Source organism: Mesorhizobium sp. SEMIA396, assembly GCF_024518615.1.
GTDB lineage: Bacteria > Pseudomonadota > Alphaproteobacteria > Rhizobiales > Rhizobiaceae > Mesorhizobium.
In genome coordinates this window covers 1-4,027 of the sequence record NZ_JANIFC010000030.1, presented here as the reverse complement: position 1 = coordinate 4,027, position 4,027 = coordinate 1, and the positions used below count along the sequence as shown (strand labels likewise).

The 4,027-nt window shown below is 56.7% G+C and carries 2 protein-coding genes; both read right to left on the bottom strand.

Going from position 1 to position 4,027, the window contains the following annotated elements:
- Positions 1-521: 521 nt before the first annotated feature.
- Positions 522-3,011: an FAD-dependent oxidoreductase gene (locus tag NP503_RS33095; RefSeq protein WP_127270312.1), complete on the bottom strand. Its 2,490-nt coding sequence runs from the start codon at positions 3,009-3,011 to the stop codon at positions 522-524.
- A 708-nt stretch (positions 3,012-3,719) separates the two neighbouring features.
- A partial coding sequence (locus tag NP503_RS33090) for an electron transfer flavoprotein subunit alpha/FixB family protein (RefSeq protein ID WP_256755075.1) occupies positions 3,720-4,027 on the bottom strand: 308 nt, incomplete at its 5' end.

Sequence of the window (4,027 nt, the reverse complement as noted above, 5' to 3'; positions counted from 1 at the left end):
GCCTGGACATTCGCTGTCCCCTCGATTCGCCGCCGCCGAACCGAGTGAATCACGCTCCGCGCCACAAGGGAATCGCAAAACCGAATTGCAGGAAAACAGCCCCAATAAACCGCTAATCCTGCAATTCAAAAGACGCTATCCGCCTCAATCAACAGGCCAGATCAATGGCTTGCGGATAGTTCACGGCGACTGTCCCGAGTCCGGTGGTCCTCCTCGACCTGAGGGTTAGAAGCTTTTCCAAGCCTCTCGCGCAACGCCGAGACCTCGAGCCGATCGCCAGGGCGTTGCACTTACGAGTCGAGCGCCGTTCTTGAGCTTCTCGTGCACCACGGTCTTGCGATCAACCCTCGCATGCGTCCCGCTTCGACAGACTCGCCCTAAGTGAATTGCACCAGATTCGCACAGGCTACAAAGTGAACAGAGCTAACGGACAGATCGGGGAGCACGTCAACGAAGACTATGTCCGACGCCGCGTGCGAACTCCGATTGCTTGGGCTGACCTGGTCCGCTTGGATCCAAAGTCAAGCCCGCACCCGCTCGCTCTTCGGGTCATACATTGGTTTAAGCGAGACTTCGGCGGCAAAGCGCTCGCCAGCTATCTCAATCTCGTAAGAAGAGGAAAGGAGAGCTGCCTCGCTCTCACTTTTGCAAGGTACATAGCCAAGGCCGATGGCTCCTCCAAGCGTATGACCGTAGCTTCCGGAGGTGATGGTTCCCGCAATCCGACCGTCACGGAAGATGACCTCGTTGTGGTGAAGTAGTGGACTGGGGTTTTTCAGCCGGAACTGAACCAGCCGACGGTCGAGCCCCGCTTCACGTTTTCTCAGCACCGCATCTCTCCCAATAAATCCTGGCTTTGCCGTCTTGACGGCGAAGCCCAACCCCGCTTCGAGCACATGATCCGCGCTGCCAATATCATCGCCAAGATGCCGATATGCCTTCTCGATGCGGCATGAGCCAATGGCATGCAGTCCACACAGCTTGAGGCCAACATCTGCGCCCGCCGCCTCAATTACTTCGAAGACATGCGCGGCTTGATCAGTCGGGACGTAAATCTCCCAGCCCAGTTCGCCGACATAGGTCACTCTATGCGCTCGCGCCAAACCCATTCCGATTTCAATTTCCTGGAAGGTGCTGAAGGGATTGTTGCCATTGGAGAAATCATTCGGGCTAACTCTGCCGAGCAGTTCGCGCGAATTCGGCCCCATGACCGCGAGAACGCTTTCCGAGGCGGATATATCGGTGATAACGACGAACTCGTCGCCTACATGCCGCCTCAACCAGCACAGATCGCGTTGCAGATCGAAGGCCGACACCACGAGCAGGAAAGCAGTCTCGCCGAGACGACTCACCGTGAGATCGCTCTCTATCCCGCCCCGCTCGTTTAGCATTTGTGTATAGACGATCCGGCCGACCGGCACCTCGACGTCGTTGGAGCAGAGCCGTTGGAGAAACCTGCATGCGTCTCGTCCCTCCACTCGGATTTTCCCGAATGGACTCAAATCGAAAATACCGACCCGTTCACGCACCGCCACATGCTCTTCGCGCTGGTTTTCGAACCAGTTCTGGCGGCCCCAAGAGTACCGATATTCGCGCTCCTGGCCCTCTCGGGCAAACCAGTTGGGTCGTTCCCAGCCTGCGGCTTCGCCGAACACGGCTCGGCGCGCTCTAAGGTGTTCATGAATTGGTGACCGTCGAATTCCGCGCGATGTTGTCATTTGACGGGCGGGAAAGTGGTCGGCATAGGTAAGCCCCACGATCTCCGTAACCCGCTCCTTCAGGTAGGAACGATTCTTCTGAAACGGCTGCATCCGACGGATGTCAACTCCTGAAACGTCGAGAGGCGGTTCGCCGTCATTCATCCACTGCGACAGAATAAAGCCCGCTGGTCCTGAGCCGGCTATCCCTCCCGTGTTGTAGCCACATGCTACCCAATAGCCCCTCAGGTTAGGAGCTTCTCCTAGGTGGAAGCGATCGTCAGGCGTGAAGCTCTCAGGTCCATTGAAGAAGGTGCGAATACCAACCTTGCCCAACATCGGCATGCGCTTTAGGGCCTTCTCCATAATGGGTTCGAAATGCGCAAAATCCTCTGGCAACTGGTCAAAGCAAAAGCTTTCGGGAATGCCGTCCATACCCCATGGCTTAGCCTTCGGTTCTACCGCCCCAAAGAGGATCTTCCCTGCATCTTCTTTGTAGTACGTATGTTCGTCCGGAACCCGAATGATCGGCAGTCGTGTAAGCCCTTCTATTGCCTCCGTGATCAAATAGAAATGTTCACAAGCATGCAAGGGAATCGCCACGTCGCTTCTAGAGCCAAATTCCCGAGCCCACATTCCTGCACAGTTTACCACGTGCTCTGTTTCAATCTCTCCACGCTCGCCATTCTTCTCCCACGTCACGCTTGACACCCGGCCGTTTTTCGACCGAACGCCGGTTACCTTCACTCCTTCATAGATGGCAGCACCGCGTTGCCGTGCGCCCCTGGCAAGCGCCATCGCGACATTTCCTGGATCACATTGCCCATCATTAGGGAAATGAAGCGCAGCAGAGACGTCCGACACATTGACATGAGGGTACATTTCCTCAAGTTCGCTGGAGGAGATTTTTCGCACCTCTACCCCGAAGGCGTTCGCGACCGAGAACTGCCGCAATAGCTCGTGCTTCCGCTCATCGGTAAGCGCGAGAGCCAACGAGCCGACACGGCGCAATCCAGTTGAAACCCCCGTCTCTGCTTCCAAGCTGGAGTAAAGTTCCATCGTGTACTTTGCCATATTTGTCATATCGGCAGAGCCGCGCAATTCGCTCAGCAATCCGGCAGCGTGCCAAGTTGTTCCGCAGGTCAGTTGCTTACGCTCGAGCAGAATTACGTCGGTCCATCCGAGCTTTGTGAGGTGATATGCAACCGAGCACCCGGAAATACCGCCCCCGATTATGACCGCTCGGGCTTTAGCCGGCAGTGATTTCGCTCCAGATGAGTCGGCAACTTCGTTTAGGGTTGATGCATTCTTCATGGAAATTTAAGCTCCTAGTTAAAGGCTTTTCTCAACATCTTGCAGGTCAGTGGTCGGCCACGCGGCAAGGCGGAGCTCAAAGCGAGCTGGCGGCGGCCCCGGTGTTTTCTATGTTGGCGCGCGCGTTGGCGGGCGCATCGACGAGCCAGAAACCAAGCACGCGACGTTTATGAAGATAGCGGGCTCACTCGGACAGCTCCCCTTCGGCCTGAAAGTTTCAGCGTCGAGCATTGCTATTTTTGCCATTGCTTTCAGTGGGTAATTCATTCACCGAGAGGTGCCTACGTCAAATTCAGTCTATATATTAACGCCATCTGGTTTCGAGATTCTCGGTCCGGTGTAGGTGGAAATGGAGTGTCAGGACATCGCCGAGCCTTGTCCTAGCCACACCTGTGGCGTGGAAAAGAAAAAGGCGCGACGGGCAGCTCTGCGGGCGAGCGCCACAATCTTCTCACCCCGGCCGTTCTGCTTCACCTACGTTGAACTGGGAACGTACTCAGGCCATCCGGAACGGCGTCTGCGGTCTTGATCTGCTCAGTCCACTTCCAGGATGTGCCGCAAGGCTGGGAAAACGAGGCAAATCGCCGGTCGGTTTCTAAATGGCGCTGCGGGGCCATTGCCTGCAAACAGCCACTTAGTCATGGCGACAAACATCCGGAGGCAATGGTCACCGGCAAAGTTTGAGAATGTTAATCGAGATGATGCCCGTCATAGGCGGTTTTGCAGCTCCGGCAGAATGACGAAGAGATCGCCGACGAGGCCGTAGTCGGCAACCTGGAAAATCGGCGCCTCCTCGTCCTTGTTGATGGCGACGATGACCTTCGAATCCTTCATGCCGGCGAGATGTTGGATGGCGCCGGAGATGCCGACCGCGATGTAAAGATCGGGAGCAACCACCTTGCCGGTCTGGCCGACCTGCCAGTCGTTCGGCGCATAGCCGGCATCGACCGCGGCGCGGGAGGCGCCGACGGCGGCACCGAGCTTGTCGGCGACCGGCAGGATGACCTCCTGGAACT

Coding starts and splice junctions, on each gene's coding strand:
- NP503_RS33095 (WP_127270312.1), bottom strand. CDS start 3,011: ATGAAGAATGCATCAACCCTAAACGAAGTTGCCGACTCATCTGGAGCG.